The organism is Paenarthrobacter sp. TYUT067 (assembly GCF_023656375.1).
Classification (GTDB): Bacteria; Actinomycetota; Actinomycetes; order Actinomycetales; family Micrococcaceae; genus Arthrobacter.
Genome location: NZ_JAMOIT010000011.1, coordinates 118,180 through 124,358, shown reverse-complemented (window position 1 = coordinate 124,358; position 6,179 = coordinate 118,180). Strand labels below are relative to the sequence as shown.

Annotated in this window: 6 protein-coding genes and 1 tRNA gene; 3 read left to right on the top strand and 4 right to left on the bottom strand. The window is 62.5% G+C overall.

What is annotated here, in order from left to right:
• Positions 1–104: 104 nt before the first annotated feature.
• Entirely contained in the window at positions 105–1,121 is a 1,017-nt protein-coding gene (locus tag MOD31_RS11905) for an inorganic phosphate transporter (RefSeq protein ID WP_250820705.1), read from the bottom strand.
• A gap of 1 nt (position 1,122) precedes the next feature.
• The gene (locus MOD31_RS11900) at positions 1,123–1,740 is read right to left on the bottom strand and encodes a DUF47 domain-containing protein (RefSeq protein WP_043469600.1); all 618 of its coding nucleotides are present in this window, start codon (positions 1,738–1,740) and stop codon (positions 1,123–1,125) included.
• 194 nt (positions 1,741–1,934) lie between these two features.
• Here MOD31_RS11900 and MOD31_RS11895 point away from each other — a divergent pair, with 194 nt between their 5' ends.
• Positions 1,935–2,663: a hypothetical protein gene (locus MOD31_RS11895; RefSeq protein ID WP_250820704.1), complete on the top strand. Its 729-nt coding sequence runs from the start codon at positions 1,935–1,937 to the stop codon at positions 2,661–2,663.
• 234 nt (positions 2,664–2,897) lie between these two features.
• On the opposite strand, the gene MOD31_RS11890 is transcribed toward MOD31_RS11895, so the two are convergent.
• Positions 2,898–3,557 (bottom strand): hypothetical protein, encoded by a 660-nt coding sequence (locus MOD31_RS11890; protein WP_250820703.1) that lies wholly within the window; start codon positions 3,555–3,557, stop codon positions 2,898–2,900.
• Positions 3,558–3,785: 228 nt separating this feature from the next.
• Between MOD31_RS11890 and MOD31_RS11885 the strand changes: the two genes are divergently transcribed.
• Positions 3,786–3,858 (top strand) — tRNA-Lys (locus MOD31_RS11885).
• Between the two features lie 233 nt (positions 3,859–4,091).
• On the top strand, positions 4,092–5,618 hold the full coding sequence (locus MOD31_RS11880) for an alpha-N-arabinofuranosidase (RefSeq protein ID WP_250820702.1): 1,527 nt from the start codon (positions 4,092–4,094) through the stop codon (positions 5,616–5,618).
• A 16-nt stretch (positions 5,619–5,634) separates the two neighbouring features.
• On the opposite strand, the gene MOD31_RS11875 is transcribed toward MOD31_RS11880, so the two are convergent.
• Positions 5,635–6,009 carry a hypothetical protein gene (locus MOD31_RS11875; RefSeq protein ID WP_142937140.1) on the bottom strand — a complete coding sequence of 125 codons (375 nt, stop codon included), beginning with the start codon at positions 6,007–6,009 and terminating at the stop codon, positions 5,635–5,637.
• Positions 6,010–6,179: the final 170 nt, after the last annotated feature.

The window sequence follows — 6,179 nt, the reverse complement described above, 5'->3', positions numbered from 1 at the left end:
AGTGACACTCTTTCCCTACACAACGCTCTTCCGTTCTTTTTTCTTGCCCAACTGAGGGCTCACTGCGACATTTGCTGTTACTTAGTTCGGTGCGTCCGCGAGGGTTAGAGGTCCGCGAGGGGCGAGAACGCCAGCTCCAGGATGAAGGCCGCTGCGGCCGTGATCAACGGCGTTGCCACCCAGAACAACAGGATTCTCCGGACCAAGCGCCTATTTACAGTGTGGAACCGCTGGTTCACGCCGGCACCCAGCACGGACGCGGTCAACGTGTGCGTCGTGGAGAGTGGCAGGTGAAGACCGATGGCGCCCACGAACAGCATCACGGACGTCAAGGTTTGTGCCACGAAACCTCGCAGTGGATCAACCCGAATCAGTTTGTGTCCAAGGGTGTGGGAGATCCGCCAGCCGCCGAACATGGTGCCGGCGGTGAGCATGATGGCTGTGAGCAGCAGGATCCAGAGCGGCACGTCGCTGCCGCCGGACAGGCCCGCGGCCACGACCGCGAGCACCATCACAGCTGCCGTGCGCTGACCATCCTGGAGTCCGTGGCCGAACGCCACGGCTGCGGTGGAGACGGCCTGCGCCCGGCGGAACCGCCGGTTGACCACGTTCGGTTGCGTGTAGCGTGCAGCCCACGTCACTGGCCAAACCAGCAGGTACGCAGCCACGAACGCGATCACGGGCGAGAGCAGCAGGGGCAGGGCAACTTGGGCGAGCAGCACGTTGTCCATGCCGCCCACCGCGTTCCCGCCCACAAGAATGCTCGCGGCGCCGGCACCAATCAGCCCGCCAACCAGCGAGTTCGTCGAAGACAAGGGAATGCCGCGCCACCACGCGTAGACGCCCCACAAGATAGCGGCGGTGAGCGCGGAGGCCAGCATGGTGAGGCCGCTGGTCCCACTGGGCAGAGTGATCCACGACTGCGTGAAGGCGAGAATGAACGTGCCGCTGAGCATGGCACCCACAAAATTGAAGATGGCCGCCAGCAGCACAGCAATCGACGGCGTGAGGGCGCGGGTCCGGGTGGAAAGCGCGACGGCGTTGGAGACGTCGCGGAAGCCGTTGAGGAACGCGAACCCGGAGGCCAAAGCAACGACGAGGACCAGGAAGGCGAGGGTCACGTCATGATTCCTTGACGATGATGCTGCCCACCTGAGTGGCGACCTTCCGCATGTCCTTGGTAACTTCCACCAATTGGTTGGCGATGTCGCGATGCCGGGCATACTGCGTGGACTTCATGTCCTTGAGCATCTCGGCCACCCAGATCCGGTGGGAGCGTTCTGCACGCTTGGCGAGCCTCAGGATTTCGATCCAGTAGTCCTCAAGCTCGTCCAGGTCCTCGAGCTTTCGCATCGCATCCACGGTGAGCTCGGCCTGCCGGCTGATGATCTCCAGCTGGTCCGCAGCACGTTTGGGCAGTCGGTCCAGTTTGTAGAGCGCTACGAGGTCCCCGGCTGCGTCGAGCTTCTCCATGGCCTCGTTGAGGTGGCGGGAGAGGGTGTACATGTCCTCGCGGGGGAGCGGGTTCACGAAGCTGGTCCGCATGTGCGTCAGCAGCGCGAAATGGAGGTCCAAGGATTTGGATTCGTGCTCGTGCAGCTCTTCGGCGAGGCGCTGGTGCTCACTGGCCGGCGCGCCGAGTATTTCCGAGAGCGTTCCAGTCGCGGCAACAATGACGCCGGCCATCTGCGCGAGCAGTACGAGCCCGGCAGGTTCCTGGGGAAAAAGGCGCAGCTTCATGTCGCTTCCGGGCTGGGGACGGGTGGGCACGGGCAGTTTGACTTGACGCCGCCCGTTTCGGTCCCAACTTTACCGGCACTGCCGCGAGGTCTGCGAAGTTCACGCAGCGTTGCGGGTACTTCTCCCCATCGCTGTGCCTCCGCAACCATGCGACACTTGGTCAAGTACCAATTAATCCACTCAATGGGGGAAGCATGCGCTTGAACTATGTCATGAAAATTTCCGGTATCGCCGCAGCCGGCCTGTTGGCCCTGACGGCTTGTGGTGGGACCACAGCAGGCTCCACGGCGGGTTCCGAACCGTCATCGTCCTCCTCCGCCGCGGCTTCACCGTCCGCGTCTGCGTCCCCGCTGGCCTCCACCTCGTCCGAGGGCGCCGGCACTTCCTCCGGCTCGTACAAGGTAGCCGCCTGGGCACTGCCAATCTCCGAGGCCGGGGACAAACTGGGCACCATCAAGGGCGACAGCTTCAGTGTGGATGTCTACCAGGTTGCCACTGACGTTGCATCCAAGGACAGCATGTTCGTGGACAAGGAAACCAAGGAAAACCTGCTCAAGAAGGGCGACCCCGTGGTGTACCTGAACTACGTGGTGACCAACACCTCTTCAGCTGATATCCCCCTGAGCCACTCGCTGATCACTCCCAACGCAAAGTACACGGACTGGAAGTACCTCGGCGGAATGCCCTCGGACTCCAGCAGCGATGGGTACAAGAAGCACGGACTTTCCAGCTCCGGCGTGAAGCTGAAGGAGAAGGACCCGTTCGTGCTGAAGCCGGGTGAGTCCTTCAACATTGCGGAGAACTTTGCCTACACGGCCGGTAAGGAAACCGAAATCAAGGTGACCATGACGCCGCAGGATGCTGCCGGCGACCTTGATCATGACAAGAAGGAAACAGCTGAGACCACGGTCACGCTGAAGTAGTTAATACCGCGAAGGCCCGGGCCGGCATCACTGCCAGTCCGGGCCTTCGGCGTTTGGGCATAAAAATGGTGCCGAACCGGATACGCCTCTCGGCGGTAGGCCGCTCGAAGCGGCTATATGTTGAAGCCCGGGGGTTTCGCGGTTCGACACCAGCTTTAGTTTTCACCGTCAGGCGGGCTAAGTCAACATTGACAGGCCGGGCCCGACGTGGGTAGGTTTGGCCCCTTTTTCCGGCTAGTCCAGCTCACCCAGGCGCCACGCATTGGCCGCGTGCTCAAGGTCTTCGGCGGTCTTCACCAGCTGGTGTGAATTGCGGGTTAGCTTGGTGGCATGGCCCTCGTTGCTGTGCTCCGCGCCGTCGGCAAGAGTCGCCTGGCCCAGCGCCACTACGCGGCAGAAAGCGGCGGAACGTTCCAGCGCGACGTCGAACTCGCCGTCGAAAGCGCCGGACAAGATGGCGTCAGCCATGGTCTTCATTTCCTCGGCTCCCGGCGGCTCAGCGGCACCTGCCACCACATTGGACACCTGCGCGGTGTCGCGACCGGCCCTGAAGTAAACGGAGATCCTCTCAGGATTCTGAATGGTGGCGGCGCGGAGGGCATAGAGCCTCCAGAGCGCGCCGGGCAACGAGCGCGCGGGACTTTCGGCCCACATCTCGGCGATGGCTTCGAGGCCCTGCTCGTCAGCCAGCTTCACCAGGCGGCTTGTGACCGTGGGATCGTCGCTGTCGCGGCCGCGTCTGACCAGCGCCTGCGCGGCGAGGTGGGCTGCTTCCGAGACCCGCGCGGGGTCGGCACCACCTGCGAACGGTTCGAAATCGATGGGCGCGAAGGGCTTGGGCTTGTGGTGCCTGTTTGCTCCGCCGTACGCACGTGATCCTGGCTGTTCGCTCATGAGTTCACCGTACTCCTGTGCTCTGGTGGGGTCGAGTAAGGACCCTGGCCAGTCGGCGCCCGGTGCCGCCACCACCTACTTTGGCGCCGCATAGGGTTCGACACGCCGCCCCAGGCTCCCGCCGTCGTGTTTCTCCTCAAAGAAGGTCACGACGGCGCACATCACCTCCAGTTCCTCGCTGGCCTTGACCTTGGGGTACAGTATTCATGGCTGTTTCAACAGCTGGAGGGGCCTTTAGCTCAGTTGGTAGAGCATCGGACTTTTAATCCGTGGGTCGTGGGTTCGATCCCCACAGGGCCCACCCTCCTAAACAGGCCGGAGACTTTGAGTCTCCGGCCTGTTTTTTGTCTCCGCCCGGACGCGCGGGCGCTCTGACCCCCGTCAACGGACAAATCACCGCCGCGTGCCAGGGTGAATTGTCCGTTGGGCGGGGTTTCCCGAAAAAATCTCTTGACTCCCACCCCTGCGTAACGCCAGCATGGTTTCTATAACGTTGTAGAAACCCGAAATAACCAGCAGACAAGGACCCACCCTTTGGGAAACCCAGAAAACCCCACGGCCAAAATCACCATCGACCCCGCGTTCGTCGTGGGCCCTGTCAGGAGGAAGACGTTCGGCGCTTTCGTGGAGCACCTGGGCAGGTGTGTGTACACGGGCATCTTCGAACCCGGGCACCCCAAAGCCGACGACGACGGTTTCCGCACCGACGTCCTGGAACTCACCAAGGAACTCGGCGTCTCCACGGTCCGCTATCCGGGCGGCAACTTCGTCTCGGGCTACCGCTGGGAAGACGGGGTAGGGCCCAAGGAGGACCGCCCCACGCGCCTCGACCTCGCATGGCACTCCAGCGACCCCAATTTGGTGGGTGTGGACGAGTTCGCCAAATGGTCAGCGAAGGCCGGAGTCGAACCCATGATGGCCGTGAATCTGGGCACCAGGGGCACACAGGAAGCATTGGATCTGCTGGAATACTCCAACATCAAGGGTGGGACGGCCCTGTCCGAACAGCGCAAGGCGAATGGCGCCGTCGAGCCTCACAACATCACCATGTGGTGCCTCGGGAATGAGATGGACGGCTTCTGGCAGATCGGCCACAAAAAGGCCGGCGAGTACGCGCGGGTCGCGGCGGAGACTGCCCGGGCCATGCGGATGGTCAACCCGGACCTGGAGCTGGTTGCCTGCGGGAGCTCGGCGCCCACCATGCCCACGTTCGGCGAATGGGAGCGTGTGGTCCTCAACGAGACGTACGAGCTGGTGGATCTGATTTCCGCGCACCAGTACTTCGAGGACTTCGGGGACCTGCAGGAACACCTGTCTGCCGGGCACCGGATGGAGGCCTTTATCAAGGACCTGGTTTCACACATCGATCATGTGAAGTCGTCCACTAAGTCCGATAAGCAGGTCAATATTTCCTTTGATGAGTGGAACGTCTGGCACATGTCGCGCGACGAATCCAAGGCACCTACAGGGGATGACTGGCCTGTGGCGCCGGTGCTGCTCGAGGACCGCTACACCGTGGCGGACGCCGTGGTGGTGGGCGATCTCCTCATTACGCTGCTGCGGAACACGGACCGGGTGCATTCTGCCAGCCTGGCCCAGTTGGTCAACGTGATCGCGCCGATCATGACCGAGCCGGGTGGCCGAGCCTGGAAGCAGACCACGTTCCACCCGTTCGCGCTCACATCCCAGCACGCCTCGGGTACGGTGCTGAACCTGGCCGTCGAGTCCCCGCTGCTGGACAGTAAAAAGACGTCCGGGTTCACGTCACTGTCAGCTGTCGCGACCTATGACTCCGAAGCCAAAGAGGCCGTGGTGTTCGCTGTGAACCGCTCGGCGACGGACGCGCTGACGCTGGATGCCGCCGTCGGAAGCCTCGGCGCAAGCAAAGTCATCGAGGCCGTGACCTACACGAACAAGGACCCGTACTGGCAGGCAACGGCTGACGACTCGACGTCAGTCCTGCCGTCCGAAAACGTCAGTGCAAAGCTCGACGGCGGTCGGCTCACCGCAGAACTTCCGGCCGTGAGTTGGAGCATGATCCGGTTGTCGCTGGACTCCTAGGCAAGTCCCACGAGAGCTAGGCGATCTGCTGCGTGCCGTCGTGGAACATGGGGTACGCAGAAATTGGTGTCACAGTGGCTGACAGGGTCGGCTCCGGTGCCTGCGTTGCGGGCGCCGGGGCAGGCTGGTCACCGGTCACGATCTCCATGGATTCCATGTCCAGCAGGCGTCGGCTGCCGGTTTCGTCCTGGAGCCAAAAGAGGTCCGTGCCCACTACTGTTTTGACCACGGTGCCCCGGTGATAGAGGCGGCCGTTGTGCCAAGCCTCAACGTATTCACCCGGCTTCAGTGCGTGTGGCTCGTCCTGGCTACCCGGCATGGTGCCGAATGCCTGCGCCAGGCTGGCCTGCGTTTTCAGTGCCTGAAATAGATCCCTGTTTGCAATGCTCATGTCTGCTCCCCTCAGCTGTATCCGTCCGTTGCCCCCAGCATTGCGCATCTATGTTGCAGGCGCGTTGCACGGGGATGAGCGGAATGTGACAGGTGGCGGGGCGCAGGCGCGGACACCTCACTACATCTGCAACGATGTATACCGAGCCGGAAATGAACCAGAAGGAGCCC

Coding starts and splice junctions, on each gene's coding strand:
- MOD31_RS11900 (WP_043469600.1), bottom strand. CDS start 1,740: ATGAAGCTGCGCCTTTTTCCCCAGGAACCTGCCGGGCTCGTACTGCTC.
- MOD31_RS11895 (WP_250820704.1), top strand. CDS start 1,935: ATGCGCTTGAACTATGTCATGAAAATTTCCGGTATCGCCGCAGCCGGC.
- MOD31_RS11890 (WP_250820703.1), bottom strand. CDS start 3,557: ATGAGCGAACAGCCAGGATCACGTGCGTACGGCGGAGCAAACAGGCAC.
- MOD31_RS11875 (WP_142937140.1), bottom strand. CDS start 6,009: ATGAGCATTGCAAACAGGGATCTATTTCAGGCACTGAAAACGCAGGCC.